Here is a 21,417-nt window from a genome sequence, read left to right as displayed (position 1 = left end):
GGGCCACCATGAGCCTCTCCTTCACGAAAATGCACGGTCTGGGCAACGATTTCGTCGTCATCGATGCCCGCCAGAACGATCCCGCGCTCGACACCGCCACCATTCGCCATCTATGCGACCGGCGCTTCGGAATCGGCTGCGACCAACTCGTTCTCTTAACTGTCCCAACGCTGGACGGTGCGGACGTGCATGTCCGATTCTTTAATCCCGATGGTTCTGAAGCCGGAGCCTGCGGCAATGCGTCCCGCTGCGTGGCAAAATTCGTCGGTGGCACGCCCACACTCCAGACTGCTGCCGGTCTTCTCCCCACCGCACGTGACGGCGATCTTTTCACGATCGATATGGGTGTGCCCCGTCTGGACTGGCAGGACGTACCGCTTTCGCAGGCCTGCGACACGCTGCATCTCCCCCTGCATGACGCTGCGGCCTGCTCGATGGGCAATCCACACGCCACGATCTTCGGCGATGCCTCCCGCGCGGAAGCACTGGGAGCCGACCTCGAACAGGACGCGCTGTTCCCCGAACGCGCCAATATCGGCTTTGCACAAATCCTCTCCCCGACCCATATGCGCCTGCGCGTCTGGGAACGCGGGGCCGGCCTGACACTCGCCTGCGGGTCCGGCGCCTGCGCGGCCGTCGTGAATGCCGTGCGTCGCGATCTGACGGAACGCACCTGCACCGTCACCATGGATGGCGGCGACCTTCAAATTACCTGGCGCTCGGATGGCCATGTCCTCATGACAGGCCCCGCCGTCACGGTTTTCCACGGAACAACGGCGTGACCGCCTCCGTCCTGACCTTCGGCTGCCGCCTGAACGCGCATGAAAGCGACGGCATGGCCCATCATGCGCGCGGCCAGACCGACACCATCATCGTCAACACCTGCGCCGTGACAACCACCGCCGAGCGGCAGGCGCGACAGGCCATTCGTCGGGCGCATCGCGAAAATCCGGATGCCAAAATCGTCGTGACCGGTTGCGCTTCCGACATCGCACCGGATCGCTGGGCCGAACTGCCGGGCGTGGTTCGCGTCGTCCCCAACGAAGACAAGCTCAAACCCGCCATCTGGGGCGATCACGGTACGGGTCTGCCCCCGTCACGCCACGCCCGCGCTCTTCTTCAGGTGCAGCAGGGCTGCGATCATCGCTGCACATTCTGCATCATCCCCTATGGCCGGGGCGATTCCCGCTCCACGCCCATTGAGGACGCCATCGCCCGCGCTGAAGCCCTTGTCGAAGCAGGGCATCAGGAAATTGTCCTAACCGGTGTGGACATTGCCTCCTGGCAAGACACCGCAGGCAAGGGGCTGGGCGCATTATGCCGCGAACTACTGCGCCGTGTTGAAGGCGTCCGGCGTCTGCGCCTGTCATCCATCGACCCTGTTCTTCTGGATGTGAAGACGGGCGATGCGGATCTGTGGTGGCTGCTGGAAAACGAACCCCGTCTGATGCCGCATCTACACCTGTCCTTACAGGCCGGATCGGACCTCATTCTCAAGCGCATGAAGCGCCGTCATGATACCGCGGGCGTTGCGGCCACACTGCGCCGTGTCCGCTCCATGCGTCCGGAAACAGGTGTGGGCGCTGATCTGATCGCGGGGTTCCCTACGGAAACCGAGGCTCTGTTTGAAGAGACCCGCGCCTTCATCGAAGAGCAGAAGATCCCTTTTCTACATGTCTTTCCCTACAGCGAACGCCCCGGCACCCCTGCGGCACGGATGCCCGCCGTTCCCAACGCCGAACGCCAGCAACGCGCGGCCCGACTCCGCGACGTGGGCGATAGAAACCGCGACCGTTTTCTCGAACGCTTCATCGGCACGGAATTCGATATTCTCGCCGAAACGCCCGATCGCGGCCATTCCCCCGAATTCGCCGCCATCCGCCTCGTCGGCGACGCACCCGCGCCCGTGCGGGGCAGTTTCGTCCCCGTCCGGGCTACCGGGCTCGAAAACGGAACACTTCTGGCAGAAATCCGCACCTGAAATACATTCAGGTCTTCCTGTGCTCTTGACGTCCGGCCCGACCTGTCCGAACTCCCATGCATGGCTGGATTTTTCTCACGACTCAAACAGGGTCTTTCACGCTCGAGTTCGCGTCTCGGCGCCGTCTTCACCCATCGCAAGCTGGACGAAACGGCTCTTGAGGAACTCGAAGACGAACTGATCGCGGCAGATCTCGGCCCCGCCGTCGCCGAACGCGTGATCGAAAGCTTCCGGAGCACGCGCTTCGGCAAGGACGTGACCAGCGACGAAATCCGAGAAACCCTCGCGACCGAAATCGCCCGTGTTCTGGAGCCGGTTGCAGTTCCTTTCGAGCCCGATCCGGCGAAAAAGCCCCATGTCGTTCTGGTGGTCGGGGTCAATGGCGTCGGCAAGACCACGACCATCGGCAAGATGGCCCGCCTCTATACTGAAGAAGGCAAATCCGTGATGCTGGTTGCGGGAGATACCTTCCGCGCCGCCGCTGTCGAACAACTCGAAGTCTGGGGCAAACGCGCCAATGTGCCGGTCATTGCCGGAAAGCACGGTGCCGATGCAGCGGGACTAGCCTATGACGGCCTCAAGCGCGCAACGGAAGCCGGAACCGACCTGCTTCTGATCGACACTGCCGGACGCCTGCACAACAAGGGCGCGCTGATGGAAGAACTGGCCAAGGTCATCCGCGTCATGCAGAAATTCGACGAGACAGCGCCGCACTCCGTCCTGCTGGTACTGGATGCCACGACAGGTCAGAACGCCGTCGAACAGGTCCGCGTGTTCCGGGAGCTGGTCAACGTGACTGGCCTGATCGTAACCAAGCTGGATGGCTCTGCGCGCGGTGGTATCGTCGTGGCCCTTGCGGAACAGTTCAAACTCCCCGTCCACATGGTTGGCGTCGGAGAACAGGCCGAAGACCTTCGTCCCTTTTCGGCGCAGGACTATGCCAAAGGTCTGGTCGGCGGCTCGAACGATCTGGCCTCAAGACTGATGGAAACCCCGGTCGAAGATACGCCCGCCGTCGAATAAGGCTTCAAGCTCTGCGATCTGCGAGAAATCTCAGTTCGCAGGAGCACCTTCGTCCGAAGACATCCATTCGTCCTGGAGATACGCGATCCGTTTTTCGATGGATTTGCGCTCGCGTCGCGCCACTTCCGCATTCCAGAGCCGCCCACCAATGGCTGAAGCCTCCGCCACAAGCCACGCCGCACCAGCCGCCAGCCAGTCCAGCGCCAACGTTACGGGTTGGGTAATCTGCGCGATGCAGGTCTCCCAATCGCCGTTGGCCGCCCAGGCTTCGTGCAGGGGATGCACCATGACCGCGCCAACATAAAACAGAACGATCATGAGACGCTGGCCATCAGCATTCGGATCAAACAGTTTCAGAGCCACCAGAGGCAACAGCAGCACACCGGCCACAAGCAGACTTCCGGGCACATAGGACAGCATCAGACCAATGATGATTCCGTGCCACCACCGAAATCCCGGAGCACGGAGCGTTCCCGCTTCTGCCGACCTAACAGACGCCATAAATCTTCCTCACTGGCAGAATTCCAGCCAGATACTTGCCATTGCGACTGCGATGCCTGTCAGAAGAGAAAAGAACTCACCGGAGTTTCGCGCCTCGCGATCATTGGCGGCTTTGCGTTCAGGCGCTTCATCGAGAACACGCATCAGATTGCTAATTTCGGCTTCGGCTTCCTGAGCCTGCCTCTGGTCCAGCCGCAGACCCGTTGGATCGTTGACCGTTGCCAGAAAGACGCCCAGATTTCCGTTTTCGGCTGCTTTTCCCAGACGCACGCGCCGACGGGCACGCGCACTCTTGCTCCGCCACTGGCGCAGCTCCGCCTCAAGCAGAGGCAAAGCCCGCTGCGCCAGAAAACTGAGTGGCGCGGTGTCGAATTTCCTCTGAACTGCTGCGAGCAGGGTCAGATCCGCCAGCCAGCCTGGCAACCCGGCTTTCTGTGATTGCGACAAAGGAACAACTCCCTGATGCGCGCAATGCGCCTCAAGGAAAGAGCGCATCTGATCATCCAGAAAACCGCTTCGCCCCAGCATGTCATCCGGCAGGTCTTCAATGCCCACATGGCGGTTCAGCCACTGCAACAGCCCTTCCGGCACGGAGATCCGCGCATCCAGACATTTTTTTGAAAGACACGGAAGATAACTGTTCATCTCATAGGGGAAACGCCTGACCAGTTCCGCTCCTTTAAGAGCTATCCGCCGCGCTGCCGTCGACAACGCCGTGATCTGCCGCCCCTGTCTCTGCGGAAGATGGGCCGACAGGAAGGCATCCGGGTTCCCCGCCATAAAGCTCAGGATATTGCGGACCGTTCGTTCATCGTCCGGGTTATCAGGCCTAACGGTTGCCTGAACCATCATCTGTGGCAACGCCTCGGGCCAGAACCATATTCCTCCCCAAAACATGGGCGCAGCGGGATCAAGCACGGAAATCGCGTGTGTGATGACCATCGTCGCAGGATCGACCGCCTTGCTTCCGCCCGCCGGAAGAAACGAAGCGCTGGCCTGTTCGATCAGGCTCGCCATCACCGAGAGCTCAAGCTCCCCATGGAGCCAGTTACTGACGACTTTCCTTTGCAGCAGCGCGGAAAACTCGGTGGGGTGGCGTCCGGCGTACCATGCCAGGGCCTGAGGCGTATGCACGGCGTTTCCGCCGATCATGAGCGGAATGCGGGCGGGAATGACCGGGCGGACCGTAAAAACCTTGCTCGGCGCTATCGTCACCAGATCGCGTGGAGAAGGGCGATTATGCGGATCATCCGCCAGCATGGCGGTCAGGAGGGACCGCAGCCCGACAGGAACTTTCTGGTCCTGCATATAAGCCGCAGGCGTACCGATCTCGAAGCGTCGCTTGAGGATATCCGCGTCGGACAGTCCTTCAAGAGGCAGTTTCCCAATCGCAAGCGCGAGAATAATCACACCCAGCGAGAAGATGTCGCAATCCGTCGTCCCCTCGCCCCGCGCAGACGGACGGCAGACCGCCGAAGACAGGGGTTCGAACAGAACAGGCTGTTTTTCAGCAGGCGCGGTAACACCCAATGGCCCGAGCACGACTTTGTGCAGTCCCTGCCCGACGAACATGTTGTCCGGGCGGATGCTGCGGCAGGTCAGATTGGCTGCTTCCAGCTTCTGGAGAAGCCCGGCAAACGGGCGGATGACGCCATCAATCAGCTGACTCTCGGTCCACAGACCGAGACTTTCAGCAAGAGACGGGCCGGGAGGATGGGGACAGAGAACCCATAAAGCACCCTGGCAGTATTCATGGGTCTGAATCGGAATCACGCTCTCATGACGAAAGAACATGAATTCGGAAAGACGGGCGGAAGGCACGAAGGGAGCCAGTGCAAGATAGGACGCCCCGGAGGCCGTCATGTCCTGCGCGCCATATGTCGCACAACCACCGAAATCAGGCTGTTTGTGATCCAGGCTGATCAGATACCGCTCAGCAATGAGCAGTTCCTGGCTGTTATCTGCCTGCGTGTCGGCCATCGAAATCCCGCTGTTTCCCTGTCCGGTCCTTTTGTGCCGGACAGGGATTGAGACTTCGTTAATGCAACGACCGATTCCGGTCGTGAGAGATCAGTCTTCGAACGGATCGCGCATCAGGATGGTGTCGTCGCGTTCCGGGCTGGTGGACAGCAGCGTCACCGGAGCTTCGATCAGTTCCTCGATGCGGCGGACATATTTGATGGCCTGGGCGGGCAGCTCGGCCCAGGATCGTGCGCCAGCGGTCGTTTCTTTCCAGCCCGGCATCGTTTCATAAACCGGCTTGACGCGAGACTGCGCGCCCGGAGCGGACGGGAAGGTTTCGATTTTCTGGCCGTCCAGCTCATAGCCCACGCAGATCGAAATCTCGTCCAGACCATCCAGAACGTCCAGCTTCGTCAGGGCGATGCCGCTGACGCCACCGACGCGAACGGCGCGACGGATCAGAACCGCATCGAACCAGCCGCAACGGCGGGGACGGCCTGTGACAGTGCCGAATTCATGACCACGCTCCCCGAGGGTCCGGCCGGTCTGGTCATGCAGTTCGGTCGGGAACGGTCCCTCGCCCACGCGGGTCGTATAAGCCTTGGCAATCCCGAGCACGAAACCCACGGAAGACGGGCTGACACCGCTGCCCGATGCTGCAACAGCCGCAACCGTGTTGGAACTCGTGACAAACGGATAGGTGCCGTGGTCGACGTCCAGCATGACAGCCTGCGCACCTTCGAACAGGATGCGGCGACCGGCGCGACGAGCTTCGTCCAGACGATCCCAGACCTGGCAGGAGAACGGCAGAAGACGCGGCGTGATCTCGGTCAGGAAGTCCTTGAGCTGCTCCTTCGTGAAGGTCTCGGCACCCAGACCGGCGAGCAGCGTGTTGTGGTGCAGGAGCAGTTCGTCCAGCTTCCAGTCCAGCGTCTCGGGCTCGGCCAGATCGCAGATCCGGATGGCGCGACGGGCGACCTTGTCTTCATAGGCCGGGCCGATGCCACGACCGGTCGTGCCGATCTTATGCTCACCGCGGGCAGCTTCACGCGCACGATCGAGCGCACCATGAACCGGCAGGATCAGCGGAGCGTTCTCGGCAATCCACAGCGTCTCGGGCGTTACGACGAGGCCCTGCGCGGTCACGCGGTCGATTTCGGTCATCAGGGCTTTCGGGTCCACGACGACGCCATTGCCAATCACGCCGATCTTGCCGCGCACCAGACCGGACGGCAGCAGGGACAGCTTGTAGACCTGATCGCCCACGACCAGCGTGTGACCGGCATTGTGGCCCCCCTGAAAGCGGACAACGATATCGGCACGGCTGGCGAGCCAGTCGACGATTTTGCCTTTACCCTCGTCTCCCCACTGGGTTCCGATCACGGTGACGTTGGACATGAGCTGACTTCCTAGAACTGACAATACGAGACGGGAGAAACGAAAGGGACCGGCAAGGTCAGAGCGGCTGGGCCGCCTCGTCCTTCCAGACATGGGTGCAACGCAGATGCTGCGCCTGAGCGAGCGCGTCCTCGTCATGAGACAGGGCGGACACCGTGGCATAACCGGCCTTGTGCAAGCCTGAAAGACGGGATGCGTCCAGATCGACAGGCACATAACAGCGCGGGCGCGACGCAGGCACCGGCGCTGCACGCAAAAGGGCCTGCGGGCGGAGCGTCAGGCCGCAGGCAGGCTCCTGCCCAGCCAGATAGCGTCCACCGCGCCCCAACTCCTCACGCGAACTGGTCGAAAATACCGTTACGCAAAGACCGGTATGATAGCGCCAGCCCCGGAAATCCACGGGATCAATCGTCAGGCGCAGATCGGGGCTGCGCTCGCGGATCGCTGCCACGGAGGCTGCAAGACGTTCGAAATGTCCGGCAATATCCTTGGGATAATCTAGTTCAGCCAGCAGATCCAGCGCGCGGTCAGCAGGCCCAGCAGCGCGCAGCATGACGGCCAGCATTCCGGCGACCGGGCCGCCCAGTTCCGCCACGGCACTGGCATCCTTGCGGTCCAGCGCATGCAGCAGGGGTTCGCGGTCGGCTTCGGGGATAACGCCTTCGATCAGGCCCAGCGCCAGAGCGGGCATGGACAGATCGAACGACACCCCCTCGATCCCCAGTTCCGCAAGCGCCTTTGCGCCGAGCGCAATGACTTCCGCATCGGCCTGCGCACTGTCCGGGCCGATCAATTCGATGCCGGCCTGCGAGACCTGACGGTCGGCTTCGCGGCCCGGCGTGCCGACCACGATGCAGCTTCCCGAATAGGACAGGCGCAAGGGGCGGGGCGCGTCCTGAAGACGGATGCTCGCGATCCGGGCAATCTGCGTCGTCATATCCGGACGCAGCGCCATCATACGATGCGAGTTCGGATCCATCAGACGGAAGGTCTGGGGCGCGAGGGATTCTCCCGAACCACCCAGAAGAGAGTTTTCAAATTCCAGCAGAGGGGGCCGGACGCGCTGATAGCCGTGACGGGAAAACGCTTCCATCACGCTGGCAATGCCACGGGCTTCGGCTTCGGCCTCACCGGGCAGCAGGTCTGCAAAACCGGACGGCAGCAGGGCGGCGCTTGGGCTTTCGGAATATAGACTCATGCCGAAAACTCCAGACGGGTCTGTTCATGCGCCCAGTCGAGCCAGGGCAGCAGCGCTTCAATATCAGCTGTCTCGACCGTCGCCCCACCCCAGATCCGCAGACCAGCCGGGGCATCGCGATAGGCTGCCAGATCGTAACCGGCATCTTCCTTCGCAACGAGGCCCGTCAGATACTTGACCGCCTTGCCCTTCGCCTCGTCAGACAGGCTTTCAAACCACGGCGCCGTGATTTTCAGACAGATGGACGTGCTGGACCGGGTCTCTTCCCGGACAGAGAGGAACGACACCCAGTCCGCCGTTTCGATCCATTGGGCGACAGCCGCCAGATTCTGCTGCGAACGCGCCTTCAGGGCGGGTAGACCGCCGATCTGTTCGGCCCAGCGCAGACCATCCAGCGCATCCTCGACGCAGAGCATGGACGGCGTGTTGATCGTATCGCCTTCAAAAATGGCTTCGATCAGGCCCTTTTTATTGGCCAGACGGAAAATCTTGGGCAGCGGACGCGGGGATGGCTGCGACAGACGGGCAGCGGCACGCGGACTGAGCGCCACCATGCCATGTGCAGCCTCGCCCCCCAGTGCCTTCTGCCAGGACCATGTCACGATATCGAGCCGATCCCACGGCAGATCCATCGCAAAAGCGGCGGAGGTCGCGTCACAGATGACCAACCCATCATGTTCAGCGGGAATTGCGCTCGCATCGGGAATGCAGACACCCGATGTCGTGCCGTTCCATGTCAGGACGACATCGCGGCTCCAGTCCACGGTCTTCAGATCCGGCAGTGCGCCATAAGGTGCGTCCAGAACGCGCAGATCTTCAATTTTCAGAACGTCGCTCAGATCCTGCGCCCAGGTTCCAGAAAAGCTTTCAAAGGACAGGACGTCGATTCCGCGTTCACCAGCAAGAGCCCACAGAATCATTTCCACGGCCCCCGTATCGGAGGCCGGAACGATTCCAACGCGCCAGTCCGACGGAATACCGAGCAGGTCTTTGGAACGGGTGATAACCTCTTTAAGGCGCGCACGGCCCTCGGGCGCACGGTGCGATCGGCCCAGCAGAGCCTGATCCAGACCAGTCAGAGTCCATCCGGGACGCTTGGCGCAGGGACCTGAGGAGAAGAACGGGCGGGAGGGTTTGACAGTCGGCTTGGACATGCACGTTCCGGGCTGATCGGTCCTGAGGTCATTCCGGCAGAAAATGACCGTTCATGGTGCGAGAGAGGGGACTCGAACCCCTATGCCTTTCGGCGGTCGATTTTGAGCCGACTGCGTCTACCGTTCCGCCACTCTCGCGCGGGCAGCCCGGACCCTAATGCATTCCCCGCAAAAGGGCCAGAGTGCAAAATCCGGGCCGTGTGAAATAACGTGCCTTACAGACCCAGCATCAACAGCAGGTTCTGGATGGCCGCGCCCGAAGCCCCCTTGCCCAGATTGTCCAGCCGCGAGGTCAGAACAACCTGTTCACCGTTATGATGCACCCGCAGTTCCATATCGTCGGTATGAGCCAGAGTGTCCGCCACAAGCTGCGTCTCGGCAGGCACAACACGCACATGGGCGCATCCGGCATAGGCGTCCTGAAGCACGGCTTCGATCTCGGCCGCCGAAGGCTGACCGGGCAGGTCGTTCAGATGCAGCGGGATGGACACGATCATACCCTGAGGGAAATGCCCGACCGATGGCACGAAAATCGGCTGGCGCGTCAGGCCGGAATAGTGCCGGATTTCCGGCAGATGCTTGTGCTTGAGATTGAGCCCGTACAGGAAAAACGCCGGACCGCCGTCCTTTTCGTGCTCCTCAATCGCCACGCGGCCTGCGCCGCTATAGCCCGAGACAGCGTTGATCGAGACGGGATGATCGGCCGGAAGCAGTCCTGCCCGGACCAGAGGCCGCATCAGGGCAATGGCGCCCGTCGGGTAGCAACCGGGATTAGCGACAAACCGCGCGCCCTTGATGGCAGCCGCCTGTTCCGCATCCATTTCAGGAAAGCCATAAATCCAGCCATCCGCGATCCGATGTGCGGTGCTGGCATCCAGAATCCGGACATCCAGCCCCTCGGCCAGCGCTACGGTTTCGCAGGCGGCTTCATCCGGCAGACACAGGATGGCGACATCGGCCTGTTCGAGCATGGAACGACGGGCGGCCTTGTCCTTACGCAGATCCGGCGCGATCGACAGGATTTCCAGACCATAGGACGCCGGAAGCGCTTCGATCCTCTGGCGGATTCCCAAACCCGTCGTGCCTGCTTCTCCGTCAATGAAAATGCGCGCCATGCTCCAGCAACCCCGTCTGCAAATCCGTTCCGGAAGACGTTTTACGTCGGGAATGTCAGGCTGTCACGCGCAGGGCGCATCCGGCGCTTTCATCCATAAGGCGGCACGGCTATGAACCTCTGAGCACGATAACAACAGGATCTTCCCATGCCCCAGTCCAACCGGCCGTCCTCCCCGCCGTCCCCACGGCAGATCGACCGCCTGCTGGACATCATGAAGCGCCTGCGGGACCCGCAAGGCGGCTGCCCCTGGGACGTGGAACAGACCCCCGCCACGATCGCCCCCTTCGCAATCGAGGAAGCCTATGAAGTCATGGACTCCATCGCCCGTGACGACCGCGAGGCCATTCCCGACGAACTGGGGGACCTGCTGCTTCAGGTCGTTTTTCAGGCCCAGATGGCGCAGGAAGCGGGTCACTTCGATTTCGAGACTGTGGCAGGACTGATCGCCGACAAGCTCGTGCGCCGTCACCCGCATGTTTTCGGCGATGCGGCTCTGGATGACGATTCCTGGGAGCGGGAAAAAGACGCCGAACGCCAACGCAAGGCCGAATACGGCGCGCTGGCCGGCGTGGCCCTCCCCCTCCCCGCCCTGATGCGCGCCGCGAAACTGAGCCGCCGCGCCGCCCGCGTGGGTTTCGACTGGGACGACCCCACCGGCATTCTCGACAAGGTTCATGAAGAAATCGACGAACTGAAAGCCGAACTCGGCGGGGACCAGGACCGCATCGAAGACGAACTGGGCGACGTTCTGTTCACCGTCGCAAGTCTGGCCCGCAAACTGGATATCGACCCCGAAGCGGCCCTGCGCCGAAGCAATGCCAAGTTCACCCGCCGCTTTGAAGCGATGGAAGCCATGCTTGCGCGGAAAGGGCAAACCATGGCCGAGCAGGATCTGCCGACCATGGAAGCACTCTGGCAGGAAGCAAAGACACTTCCCGGCATGAAATGACATCTTGATTACAGATCATGCTTTCATCGCGAATGAAACTGCTGCGAATACCATAGCCGAATACACTCCGTATCACTCGGTTACAGGACTCCTTATCCTTTCTTAACCTTCTGATCCGAAACTGGTCTTCGTTTCTTCCCAACGGAGTCTTTTCATCATGACAGGCATTTCTTCCATCGGCTCTTCCGCCATGAGCAGCCTTTACAGCGCGAACAGTGCGTCATCTTCCAGCGCATCCTCATCGTCCAGCAGCAGTTCCTCCACGCAGGAAACCACGACAACCAAACTGAACGCCGACGGCTCCACGACGACCATCGTCGAGGACGCGCAGGGAAATATCATTTCCGAGACGACCTCCGGCGGATCTTCGAACTCCGGATCCAGCAGCGATACGAGCCATCTGCTCAGCGTTTCGGCCTGAAACGCACACCTGCTACACAAAAAGATACGTCAGGCCCGCGGGTCTGACGTTTTCATGCGGGCCGAACCTGCTAGAGAACGTTCCCATGACGGACGATCTCGCCCCCTTCGATTTCGAACTTCCCCGCGATCACATCGCGACGGAACCTGCACGCCCGCGTGACAGTGCAACGCTGCTGCATGTCCGGCCCGGTCTGGCGCCGGATCCGCACATGATCCGCGACCTGCCGGATTTCCTGCGAGAAGGCGATCTGCTGATTGCCAACAATACAGCCGTCATCCGCGCCCAGCTTGCCGCCACGCGCGGAGAGGCCAAGATCGGCCTGACGCTCGACCGGATTCTGGCGAATGGAAGCTGGCATGCTCTGGCGCGCAATTCGCGCAAGCTGAAGCCGCAGGATATCCTGCATTTCGGAGACGATCCCGTCACGGCAACCGTTGTGGAAAATGAAGGCGATGGCGCGGTCAGCATCCGCTTTTCGGTCGAGGGAGACGATTTCGACGCGTTTCTTGAGCGGGTCGGGGCGCTGGCCCTACCCCCTTATATTGAGCGCCCCTTCGGCCCGACGAAGCAGGACGATGCGGACTATCGCACCATTTTCTCGCAGTATCGCGGTGCGGTCGCAGCCCCCACAGCGGGCCTGCATTTCACACCTGAAGTGCTGGCAGCACTGGACGCAAAAGGCATCCAGCGCCGGACCCTGACGCTTCATGTTGGTGCGGGCACGTTCCTGCCCGTCCGCTCCACCATTGCCGAGCATAAGATGCATGCGGAATGGGGTGAGATCGACGCCGAAACCGCCGCCGCCATCAACGAGACCCGTGCGCGTGGTGGCCGGATCATCGCCGTCGGCACAACCTCGCTTCGCCTGCTGGAAAGCGCGGCCCGCGAGGACGGGACCGTGGCCCCGTGGCGAGGCGAGACCTCCATTTTCATCAAGCCCGGATACCGCTTCAAAGCGGTGGACGTCCTGATGACGAACTTCCATCTGCCGCGTTCGACGCTGTTCATGCTCGTCTGCGCGTTCAGCGGCACCGAGACCATGCGAGAGGCCTATGCCTACGCCATCGCCAACGGATTGCGGTTCTATTCGTATGGCGATGCCTGCCTACTGGAGCGCGCGCCATGAGCGATCATCAAACCGATCACGCCACCAAAATGACCTGGGTGCCTGAAGCAACCTGCGGCATGGCGCGCGCGGGCCATCTGCACACCCGTCACGGTACGGTCCCGACCCCGACCTTCATGCCGGTCGGCACCGTCGGCACGGTCAAGGGCATGACGATGGACGCCGTGCGCTCCACGGGTGCGGGCATCGTTCTGGGCAACACCTATCACCTGATGCTGCGCCCCACGGCGGACCGTGTGCAGAAGCTGGGCGGGCTGCACAGAATGATGGACTGGCCCGGCCCGATCCTGACCGATTCCGGTGGATTTCAGGTTATGTCCCTTGGCGCGCTGCGTAAGCTCGACGAAGACGGCGTGACGTTCCGCTCACATATCGACGGCAGCAAGCATCGCCTGACACCGGAAATCTCGACCGATATCCAGTTCAAGCTCGACGCCACCATCACCATGGCGTTCGACGAATGTCCGGCCCTGCCCGCCACACCGGAAGCCCTGCGGAAATCCATGGAAATGTCCATGCGCTGGGCTGCCCGCTCCCGCGAGGCGTTTGTCGCGCGTGAGGGATACGGTCAGTTCGGCATCGTGCAGGGCGGCACCGAGCGTGATCTGCGCGAATATTCCATCAAGGCCCTGACCGAGATCGGCTTCGAAGGCTATGCGATCGGCGGTCTGGCCGTGGGCGAAGGTCAGGACCTGATGTTCTCGACGCTGGACTTCACCACGCCGATGCTACCGCAGGACAAGGCCCGGTATCTGATGGGTGTCGGCACACCGGACGACCTGCTGGGCGCGGTCATGCGCGGCGTGGATATGTTCGACTGCGTGATGCCCTCGCGCGCCGGTCGCACGGCCCGCGCCTATACCGAGCGCGGCGCCATCAACCTGCGGAACGCCCGTTTCGCCGAAGACACGCGTCCGCTGACGCCCCATGACGATACACCCATCGCCGGACGTTACAGCCGCGCCTATCTGCACCATCTGTTCCGCGCCAACGAGATGCTCGGCCCGATGCTGCTGACATGGCATAATCTGGCCTATTACCAACGCCTGATGCGCCAGATCCGCGCCGCCATCGTGGAGGGCACGCTCGATGCTCTTGCCTTGAAACTGCGCGAAGACTGGGCCAAGGGCGATTGGACCGAAGACGAATGGCCGATGCCGGATCTGGCCCTTTAATCCGGGGCTTTGCCCCAGACCCCACAAAGGGACTCAGTCCCTTTGATCCTGATTCATGAATCGGGGTGAAGGGGTCAAGACCCCTTCCGGGTGCAGGGCAGAGCCCTGCATCACCCCAGAAAGACCCTCCCATGCGCCAAGTCGTCTCCGCTTTCATTCTAGGCACCGCTCTCGCAACCGGAACGGCCCTTGCCGCACCGGAAGAAATCCGCGTTCTGGTCGTGGCGAACTTCGAAGTCGGACACGATACCGGGGACGCGCCCGGCGAATATCAGGACTGGGTGGAACGGCTGCATCTGGACGAAACCGTCCCCATCCGCGGCGTCCCGGACCAGCTCCGCCGCAATAAGGATGGCGTGTACGGCATCGTCCTGCGCCATGGCGATATGGATCTGCACGCATTGGCGCTGGATCCACGCTTTGACCTGCACCACACCTACTGGCTGTTCACCGGCATTTCCGGCGTCAATCCGAATATGGCATCGGTCGGCAGCGTGGCCTGGGCGCAATGGGTCGTGGACGCGGACGCCCTGCGCGAAATTGACGACCGGACCATCCCCAAAGGCTGGCCTTACGGACTTTACGCTATTGGTGCGAGCCGTCCGGACACCCTGCCCGACAATCCGAACCATTATGGTTCGGTGACGGATGTGGCGCAGTTGACCAAGGCCTATCCGCTCAATCGTGGTCTGGCGCGCTGGGCGTTTGCCCTGAGCCAGAATGTAAAACTCGCGGATGACCCGGTGATTGCCGAACGCCGCAAGGCATGGCGCGGCTATCCGCAGGCGCAGAAGCCGCCGATGGTGCTGATGGGCGAGACGCTGGGTACCGAGCGCTACTGGCATGGTGCGGAACGCAACCGCTGGGCCGAAAACTGGGTCACGATGTGGACGAAAGGTCAGGGACATTTCGTCATGACCAATGAGGAAAGCCAGCACTACCAGTACGACATGCGGATGCTGGCACGGCTGGGCTATGTTGATCCGGAGCGGATCATGGTGCTGCGTTCAGGCAGCAATTTCGATATGCCCCCGCCCGGCGTTTCGGTCACGGCGTCCATGGGAGACGAAGGACCGGGACAAGCCGTCGCCTATGACAACAACGAGCGCGCCGGAGAGCCGGTCGTACGCGAACTGGTCACGCATTGGGACCGCTACCGCGACCATATTCCGACACGCTGACCGGAGGCCGCAGACCGGGTTTTTGCGGTCGGATAAAACCGGTTTCGATCCAGCAGCGTGACGGTCATGAAGGCGACGTAAAGCAGCAGGTACCACGATCCCATCTTGCTGAAACCGACCATCTGGTGCCCGTGCTGCCCCGCATAACGCCAGATGCCGCTCGTCGTGCAAACATTTTCGGCAATCCAGAGCGCAATACTCGACAGAAATGCCGCCAAAGGCAGTGGCATCCACCAGTCGCGCTGCGTGATCCGGAAATGGATCATGGTGCGACCATAGACCGCGAGCGTGCCCATAAAGAGCCCATATCGAAGGTCGGGAATGAAATGATGCGAGAAGAAGTTGACGTAAATCAGCAGCGCCAGACCAAATGTCTGCCAGAACGGCGGATAGGGGATAAAGCGCATGTCGAAAATACGGATGGCGCGCGCCATGTAGCTGCCGACGCTGGCATACATGAAACCTGAAAACAGCGGCACATCCATCACGCGGAAAAAACAGGGTTCGGGATAGCCCCACGCCCCTACGCGGACCTTAAACCACTCCATGGCCGTTCCCGTCAGATGGAACAGCACGATGACGCGCGCTTCCGTCCAGGTTTCCAGCTTCAGAGCAAGGAAAAGAAGCTGGACCACGATGGCAAATACAAACAGCGCATCATAGCGGTGCACCGGCCATCCAGGCTGCCAGAAAACGCGCGTGAGCAGGGCCGCACCCAGCAAGAGGCCGCCAAACAGCGCGGCCCAGCCCTGTTTGAGCACGAACAGGATGGCATCCCGCAGGACAGGCGGCAGCCGATTTCGCGCCCAGTTCCCCATCCGGCGTTCGAGAACACCGGTCTGGAGAGGCGGCTGATCAGACATGCTTCATTGCGCCGACGGCAAGGCCTTGCCGTACCGATCCCAGTGCGTCGCCAGTTCCTTCACAACCACACTTCCCACAGTATAGGCTGCATCGACCGAAGCCTGAAATCCTGAAAAGCCCGTCTCATGCGCTTCGTCCGACAGAAGCTGCGCCGCACTCTGGCCCGGCGGGGGCATGTCGAAATTGCTGGCCGTCCGCAGGATCAGCGCACGCTTCGGATCAACGCGCCCGGCCTTGCCCTGAAGCGCCAGTGCCTGACAGAACGCGACGTCTTCTTCCGCCGTCGTGGCCATCACGCCCTGTCCATCCGTCCAGTATTTCACCCAGCGCTCGGCCCACTGGTTCATTTTAGCGCCGACCCAGAACGTCTCGCCCGAAATCGTATCCCCAAGCTGCACGGAAGGCGGCTTCTGGGCTGCGGCAAAGCCGGTGTAACGCAGGCGCGAGGCCTTCAGGCCGTCATTGTCGGGAAGCGCGATATCCTTCGTCAGCCCATAGGCCCACTGCACGAGGGCCGGGTCGAGCGTATATTCCATGTCACCCATGCCGGAATGCAGCGCAGGACGCGGCTTTTCATCCGGAGTGCTGCCCTGCACGGGCGTAAACCCATCCGGCCAGGAGGCGGGGATTTCGCGTGGGTCCACCAGATGGGACAGACCGCCATTGATAACGCGTGGTGCCCAGACGGCCGAGCCGATGGTCCCGAAATTGGGATCAATCCCGCCAATCCCTGCCAGCACGAAATAGGCATGTCGCAGATCGAACCGCGGATCGAGCACGAGGGCCGTGATGGCCGAGGCCATGTGCTCCGGTCCCTCGCCGCTTGCGATGCCCAGAACATGCAGATCCGGATTGTAGTGCATCACGTCATGATCGGTGCCGGGGGCCGGGATCGTCTGCTGCAGGGGCAGTTTCTCGATCCAGTTCTGGTATTCGCCCGCTGTATCGCCCGTATCCTTGCCGATCTCGAACGTCGTGACGACGACGACGCGAACGGGGATCGGGGCATGGGCCAACGCCAGACCAGACACACAGAAGGACAGGAGCGCGGCCCCGAAAACGGTTGAGACAGATTTCACTGATAGAGACCCTCATGTGTGACAGCGGCTTCGAACGTACCGAACCGCTCTTCAAGCGCCCATTGCAGACGGGCTTTTTCGCTGGATTTCAAAAACGCCGAGCAGGACGCGGATGTGACGGGCAAAGTCCGGCAGGCCGGAACGAACTGCCCCGGCTGATGATCGGACCATAAGCTTGGGCCTGGCACGAACGCATACTCCAGCCCGGCGCGGGACAGCGTTTTCAGATCGGCATAGGACAGATCATAGGTCTGAGCCGCACGGACATATTCCTGTGTCAGATCCCCACGTGAGACGCCCTCATCATCCGTGGACAACGCCATCGGCACCCCGGCGCGGCGATACAGCGAAAACGGATGGGCCGCGCCTTTGATGCCAAGGATTTCGTCATTGCTGGTCAGGTTGATTTCCACCATCACATGACGCTGCGCCATCTCAGCCAGAAGCGTTTCAGGGGCGTCCTCAAGCGCCACATCCACGCCATGCCCGATCCGACTGGCACCTGCCACTTCGACGGCAGCGCGAATATGATGACGCAGGCCCTCCGTGGGGACGAGGCCCGTCGTGAGTTCCCCGGCATGCAGGCTCAGCTTCACGCCCGGATACACGCCGTTCAGGAAATGGAACATCCGCATATGCAGGTCGTAATCGCGCATGGCGGTCGCGTCGTCTTCAGGGGCGACGATATTCAGCCCGACGAAGCGCGGATCGGCTTTCACAGTCGCATATCCGGCATCGAGCTGCGCATAAACGGCCTGAGGCGGCAGCGTCCGCAAGGTCTGGAACAGATAGCGCACCGTGACCGCGCATCCCGGATGGGCCTGCGGTGTTCCACATTTCAGCACGTCCCGGGCCTGAGCCTCCATCCGGTCCGTCTCGGCGCGCGCCTTCTGCACCAGTGCCGGAATTTCCGGAACGAGCGCCTGATGCGCGAAAGCGAGGTCGTCGCCCCGCAACGGATGATGGAAACCGGCCCCAATCATCGGACCAATCCCGGGCGAGATCATCAGTTCCAGATACGTCACATGGTCGCGTGCCGCACGGTCGCGGGCTTCGGCCAGCATCTCGCCCCCATGCGCATCAGCGATGGCGTTAAATCGGGCGAAGGTTGCGAAGAAATGGTCGTGGCCGGAAGCATCCCCTGGCGACGGCACGAAATCGCGCATGGACAGCGCATCGATCAGCGCATTTTCCGATCCCGCATGGTGCGATAGGTCGGCAGCAGGAAATTCGCCGTCTCCCGGATGAGTGCAAGCATGATCAAGAATGCGCTTTTCCGTCAAGGACACGCAAAGCCCATCGCGCGCAGCCCAGTCCAGCATGCTCTCAGCATAAATCGCGCCAGCCAGATGATTGTGCAGATCCGCCCCTTTGGGAAATTCCCGCAGAAACATGTTCAGCCGCACCGGATCGTTCCGGACATGATCGTAAACCTGCGCGGCGGACGAGGCAGCCTGTGCGACCGGATTCAGTGCCAGAACGGATGTCATGCCCAGAACAGCAGCGGGCAGAATGGAGCGGAAAGGATGTCGCATGGCCCAACGATGCCGTTCCGCCCCCGACGTGGCAAGCCATTTTCAGATCGTGACAAACCCTGTCTGAAACGGGCCTCCCGAACGGCGGAAAAGCTGGTCCATTTGCATACCCGATGACATAATGGATGCCCGTTCACCGGTGAGACCACTCCCTTTTCATGCCTGATTTTCCGACACTCGCCACAAGGCTTGAAACCCGGATTGCGGACCATGCGCGCCATCTGGGGTTTGATGCGGTCGGGTTCTGCAAGGCCGAACTCGGGCCGGAAGTTGCTCAGGGTTTGCGGGAATTCGTCGCTCAGGGCCATCACGGAACAATGGAATGGATGGAGACGCGCATCGAAGAACGCGCCCATCCTCAAGCGCTCTGGCCCGAAGTGCGGAGCGTGATTTCGCTAGGCCTGTCCTACGCCCCGGCGGAAGGCCCGACGACCGATCCCGAATGCGGCAATATTTCCGTCTATGCCCGTAACCGCGACTATCACGACGTCATCAAGGGCATGCTCAAGCATCTGGCGCAGTATGTCGTCAAACTGGGCGGACCAGAGACGCAGGTGAAGGTGTTCGTCGATACCGCGCCGGTTTCTGAGCGCGCACTGGCGGAGAAGGCGCAACTCGGCTGGACGGGAAAGCACACCTGCCTCGTCTCGCGGGAGCATGGGTCCTGGCTGCTTCTGGGCGAAATCTATACCACGCTGGAACTCGCGCCTTCTGCGCCCAAAGGTGGAAGCTGCGGTTCCTGCACGCGCTGCCTGACCGCCTGCCCGACCGATGCCTTTACCGCGCCCTACCGGATGGATGCGCGCCGCTGCATTTCGTATCTAACGATCGAGCACAAAGGCCCGATCCCCCATGACCTGCGTCCGAAAATCGGCAACCACATCTATGGCTGCGACGACTGCCTGTCCGTCTGTCCGTGGAACCGCTTTGCCGAGAGCGCGCGGCATATCAAACTTCAGGCCCGCCCCGAACTGGTGGCGCCGAAACTTGAGGAACTGGTCCGGCTGGATGATGCGACCTTCCGGACATTCTTTTCCGGCTCGCCCATCAAACGGATCGGGCGCAACAGATTTGTACGCAATGTGCTGATTGCCATCGGCAACTCCGCCGATCCGTCGCTCCTCCCCGCTGCGCAGGACCTGCTGACAGACCCGGACCCGGATATTGCCGAGACGGCACAATGGGCCATCAAACAGCTTGAGGATCACCCCGCATGAGCGATCTCGTCAAACGCAGTCTGTCCCTGTCCGGACATCGGACGTCCGTGGCGCTCGAGCCCGAATTCTGGACGGTGCTGGACATGATCGCCACGACGCGCCAGCAGAGCTTTGCCTCACTCGTCGCCTCGCTGGACGCGACACGGCCGCCCGAACGTCCGCTGGCGTCTGCGCTTCGGGTTGCCGCACTTCTGCACCTGCAAAAGCGGATTGAAACCTCAGGCTAGGTGTTTAGTCCCAGCCAATCGGGGTGTTTGCGTTCGACCCAACGCAGGACGCGGCCCTGCAAACGGCGGAACAGTGCAATGTCCTGTGACAGCAGCATCACGCCGACCGGCAGCATCCACAATCCGAGAACCGGCAGGATCGACAGGACTCCCCCCAGCATGAACAGCACGCCCGCCGGAATCCGTACCCATTTATGCGACGGCTCCCGCAGCCAGTTCAGCACCGTCTGCAATTTCTCGGGCAGCCGGCGGATCAGAAGCTCCATCAGTTCGTCGTCAGTACGAGGGGGCAGCGAAGAAGTCATGAAAATATCCGTCAAACAGTCTGAAACCCTAGCACCACAAAGCCTGAAGAGGGGCCGGGTTCGTCATTCCGCTTTTATAGCACGCCTCACGCAAAAGCTTTCAGACCGCGTGGCGTGCGGCTGTACGATCTGTCATTTGCCGCCGAGGATGGGCGTGCTAGGCTGAACTCATGGCTATCTGGGGCAAGATGTTCGGTGGTGTCGCGGGTTTCGCGGTTGGTGGTCCTTTCGGAGCGCTGATGGGCGCGGCCTTGGGACATGCTGCCGATAGCGGCTCCCTACTCAAACCCTCGACAGGGGGATGGAGCGAGCGTTTTCCTGCAAATGGCCGTCCTGACCCCAACAGCGCAGCCTTTTTTGGAGCGGCCAAGATCGCGGCGGCGCTGGGCAAGCGGGATCAGCTTTACGCGATCGGGCTTGTTGCCCTGTGTGCGAAGCTTGCCAAGATCGACGGCCCGGTCAACCGTCACGAAATCAACGCTTTCAAGACCTGCTTCCAGTTCCCTTCCGACAACGTCAAGGAAGTCGGCATGCTGTTCGATCGCGCCCGCGACCGGACGGACGACTTCGAGATGTATGCCCGCGAGATGGGCGCGGCCTATGCCGACAACACGGCGCCGCTTGAAAACCTCATGACGGCCCTGTTCCGCATCGCTCGCGCCGATGCCGGACCAGACCGCAAGCTACACCCCAAGGAAGTCGACTTTCTCCAGCGTGTCCACCGGGCTTTCGGCCTCCCAGCAGGGGCGTGGGATCGGGCAGAAAGTGGCAACAGCCGCCCTGCCAGTTCGAACGAACCGGATGCCTATCGCATTCTTGGCATCACGCGCACCGCCACCGATACCGAAGTACGTGTCCGCTGGCGGACCCTGATCCGCGAGCACCATCCGGACGTTCTGGCACAGAAACCCATGTCCGAAGCCGAGCGCCGCCGCGCGCAGGACAAGGTCGCCCGCATCAATGCCGCCTGGGACCGCATCAAGCGCGACCGGCAGCTTTGA

At 61.6% G+C, this 21,417-nt stretch carries 21 protein-coding genes and 1 tRNA gene; 11 read left to right on the top strand and 11 right to left on the bottom strand.

The window, feature by feature from the left end; translation table 11 throughout:
* Positions 1-8 precede the first annotated feature (8 nt).
* The 3 genes from dapF to ftsY are packed head-to-tail and all read left to right on the top strand — an operon-like array spanning position 9 to position 3,004.
* Positions 9-782: a diaminopimelate epimerase gene (gene dapF / locus JK208_RS14845; RefSeq protein ID WP_211576596.1), complete on the top strand. Its 774-nt coding sequence runs from the start codon at positions 9-11 to the stop codon at positions 780-782.
* Positions 779-1,981 (top strand): radical SAM protein, encoded by a 1,203-nt coding sequence (locus JK208_RS14840; protein WP_211576595.1) that lies wholly within the window; start codon positions 779-781, stop codon positions 1,979-1,981. Before dapF ends, JK208_RS14840 begins: the two co-directional genes overlap by 4 nt.
* 60 nt (positions 1,982-2,041) lie before the next feature.
* Entirely contained in the window at positions 2,042-3,004 is a 963-nt protein-coding gene (gene ftsY, locus JK208_RS14835) for a signal recognition particle-docking protein FtsY (protein WP_211576594.1), read from the top strand.
* Between the two features lie 30 nt (positions 3,005-3,034).
* Here the strand turns inward: ftsY and JK208_RS14830 are convergent, their stop codons facing one another.
* The 7 genes from JK208_RS14830 to argC form a co-directional block, all read right to left on the bottom strand.
* Positions 3,035-3,505, bottom strand: a complete 471-nt coding sequence (locus JK208_RS14830; protein ID WP_194263155.1) for a hypothetical protein — start codon at positions 3,503-3,505, stop codon at positions 3,035-3,037.
* A gap of 9 nt (positions 3,506-3,514) precedes the next feature.
* Positions 3,515-5,485: a hypothetical protein gene (locus tag JK208_RS14825; RefSeq protein WP_211576593.1), complete on the bottom strand. Its 1,971-nt coding sequence runs from the start codon at positions 5,483-5,485 to the stop codon at positions 3,515-3,517.
* Positions 5,486-5,575: 90 nt separating this feature from the next.
* Positions 5,576-6,865: an adenylosuccinate synthase gene (locus JK208_RS14820; protein WP_211576592.1), complete on the bottom strand. Its 1,290-nt coding sequence runs from the start codon at positions 6,863-6,865 to the stop codon at positions 5,576-5,578.
* 58 nt (positions 6,866-6,923) lie between these two features.
* A complete protein-coding gene (locus tag JK208_RS14815) occupies positions 6,924-8,063 on the bottom strand; it encodes an ATP phosphoribosyltransferase regulatory subunit (RefSeq protein WP_211576591.1) in 1,140 nt (379 codons plus the stop codon).
* Positions 8,060-9,217, bottom strand: coding sequence for a phosphoserine transaminase (locus tag JK208_RS14810; RefSeq protein ID WP_211576590.1), 1,158 nt, complete (start codon positions 9,215-9,217; stop codon positions 8,060-8,062). The genes JK208_RS14815 and JK208_RS14810 overlap by 4 nt, the downstream gene beginning before the upstream one ends.
* A 54-nt stretch (positions 9,218-9,271) precedes the next feature.
* A tRNA-Leu gene (locus JK208_RS14805) sits at positions 9,272-9,355 on the bottom strand.
* A gap of 77 nt (positions 9,356-9,432) precedes the next feature.
* Positions 9,433-10,332, bottom strand: a complete 900-nt coding sequence (gene argC / locus JK208_RS14800; protein ID WP_211576589.1) for an N-acetyl-gamma-glutamyl-phosphate reductase — start codon at positions 10,330-10,332, stop codon at positions 9,433-9,435.
* A 147-nt stretch (positions 10,333-10,479) separates the two neighbouring features.
* Between argC and mazG the strand changes: the two genes are divergently transcribed.
* The 5 genes from mazG to JK208_RS14775 all read left to right on the top strand — a co-directional run bounded on the left by mazG (position 10,480) and on the right by JK208_RS14775 (position 15,189).
* Positions 10,480-11,283, top strand: coding sequence for a nucleoside triphosphate pyrophosphohydrolase (mazG, locus tag JK208_RS14795; RefSeq protein WP_211576588.1), 804 nt, complete (start codon positions 10,480-10,482; stop codon positions 11,281-11,283).
* 157 nt (positions 11,284-11,440) lie between these two features.
* Positions 11,441-11,704 (top strand): hypothetical protein, encoded by a 264-nt coding sequence (locus tag JK208_RS14790; RefSeq protein ID WP_211576587.1) that lies wholly within the window; start codon positions 11,441-11,443, stop codon positions 11,702-11,704.
* 85 nt (positions 11,705-11,789) lie between these two features.
* The gene (gene queA / locus JK208_RS14785; protein WP_211576586.1) at positions 11,790-12,833 is read left to right on the top strand and encodes a tRNA preQ1(34) S-adenosylmethionine ribosyltransferase-isomerase QueA; all 1,044 of its coding nucleotides are present in this window, start codon (positions 11,790-11,792) and stop codon (positions 12,831-12,833) included.
* A 29-nt stretch (positions 12,834-12,862) separates the two neighbouring features.
* A complete protein-coding gene (tgt, locus tag JK208_RS14780; protein WP_211576604.1) occupies positions 12,863-14,008 on the top strand; it encodes a tRNA guanosine(34) transglycosylase Tgt in 1,146 nt (381 codons plus the stop codon).
* Positions 14,009-14,139: 131 nt separating this feature from the next.
* Positions 14,140-15,189 (top strand): purine nucleoside permease, encoded by a 1,050-nt coding sequence (locus JK208_RS14775; RefSeq protein WP_211576585.1) that lies wholly within the window; start codon positions 14,140-14,142, stop codon positions 15,187-15,189.
* On the opposite strand, the gene JK208_RS14770 is transcribed toward JK208_RS14775, so the two are convergent.
* From JK208_RS14770 to JK208_RS14760, 3 genes are read right to left on the bottom strand one after another with little or no spacing between them, the layout of a single operon-like run.
* On the bottom strand, positions 15,162-16,052 hold the full coding sequence (locus tag JK208_RS14770; RefSeq protein WP_211576584.1) for a DUF817 domain-containing protein: 891 nt from the start codon (positions 16,050-16,052) through the stop codon (positions 15,162-15,164). The two genes, JK208_RS14775 and JK208_RS14770, sit on opposite strands and share 28 nt — an antisense overlap.
* Before the next feature lie 3 nt (positions 16,053-16,055).
* Positions 16,056-17,132, bottom strand: coding sequence for a purine nucleoside permease (locus JK208_RS14765; protein WP_211576583.1), 1,077 nt, complete (start codon positions 17,130-17,132; stop codon positions 16,056-16,058).
* Positions 17,129-18,667, bottom strand: a complete 1,539-nt coding sequence (locus JK208_RS14760; protein ID WP_211576582.1) for an adenosine deaminase — start codon at positions 18,665-18,667, stop codon at positions 17,129-17,131. The genes JK208_RS14765 and JK208_RS14760 overlap by 4 nt, the downstream gene beginning before the upstream one ends.
* Positions 18,668-18,825: 158 nt before the next feature.
* Between JK208_RS14760 and queG the strand changes: the two genes are divergently transcribed.
* Both queG and JK208_RS14750 read left to right on the top strand, forming a co-directional pair.
* Positions 18,826-19,884, top strand: a complete 1,059-nt coding sequence (gene queG, locus JK208_RS14755) for a tRNA epoxyqueuosine(34) reductase QueG (protein WP_211576581.1) — start codon at positions 18,826-18,828, stop codon at positions 19,882-19,884.
* Positions 19,881-20,111: a ribbon-helix-helix domain-containing protein gene (locus tag JK208_RS14750; protein ID WP_211570780.1), complete on the top strand. Its 231-nt coding sequence runs from the start codon at positions 19,881-19,883 to the stop codon at positions 20,109-20,111. Before queG ends, JK208_RS14750 begins: the two co-directional genes overlap by 4 nt.
* On the opposite strand, the gene JK208_RS14745 is transcribed toward JK208_RS14750, so the two are convergent.
* Positions 20,108-20,416 (bottom strand): hypothetical protein, encoded by a 309-nt coding sequence (locus tag JK208_RS14745; RefSeq protein ID WP_194263169.1) that lies wholly within the window; start codon positions 20,414-20,416, stop codon positions 20,108-20,110. The two genes, JK208_RS14750 and JK208_RS14745, sit on opposite strands and share 4 nt — an antisense overlap.
* A 170-nt stretch (positions 20,417-20,586) precedes the next feature.
* Between JK208_RS14745 and JK208_RS14740 the strand changes: the two genes are divergently transcribed.
* Positions 20,587-21,417, top strand: a complete 831-nt coding sequence (locus tag JK208_RS14740) for a TerB family tellurite resistance protein (protein WP_211576579.1) — start codon at positions 20,587-20,589, stop codon at positions 21,415-21,417.

Origin of the sequence: Gluconobacter sp. Dm-74, assembly GCF_018256135.1 — a bacterium.
Classification (GTDB): Bacteria; Pseudomonadota; Alphaproteobacteria; order Acetobacterales; family Acetobacteraceae; genus Gluconobacter; species Gluconobacter cadivus.
Note: the sequence above shows the minus strand (reverse complement) of the source record. Positions and strands in the feature narration are given on the sequence as shown.